Source organism: Pseudomonas sp. GW456-12-10-14-LB2 (genome assembly GCF_002884345.1).
In the GTDB taxonomy this organism is placed as follows: Bacteria; Pseudomonadota; Gammaproteobacteria; order Pseudomonadales; family Pseudomonadaceae; genus Aquipseudomonas; species Aquipseudomonas paraglycinae.
The window spans coordinates 1-269 of the sequence record NZ_POHV01000168.1; the positions used below are offsets into that span (position 1 = coordinate 1).

Annotated in this window: 1 protein-coding gene; it reads left to right on the forward strand. The window is 76.2% G+C overall.

What is annotated here, in order from left to right; translation table 11 throughout:
- A partial coding sequence (locus tag C1X29_RS28575; protein ID WP_146023314.1) for a zinc finger domain-containing protein occupies positions 1-189 on the forward strand: 189 nt, incomplete at its 5' end.
- Between the last annotated feature and the right edge of the window lie 80 nt (positions 190-269).

Here is a 269-nt window from a genome sequence, read left to right on the forward strand (position 1 = left end):
GGGCTCAACCTGCCCGAGTTCCTGAACGTCTCCGAGGCCGCCCTGGAGAACGGCGCCGCCGAGCTGACGGCGACGGTGAGCCAGGCCGCGGGCGCCAAGTGCCCGCGCTGCTGGCGCTGGCAGTCCGACATCGGCTCCGCGAAGTCCCATCCCGAGCTATGCGGTCGCTGCGCCCGGCAGCTGTCGTAGCCGCGCTCGTCGCCGACCGGGCGACGAAGCTGTGGGCGGCGGGCGCCCTGCGCGCGGGCGGGCCCGTGCCCGTCCTGCCG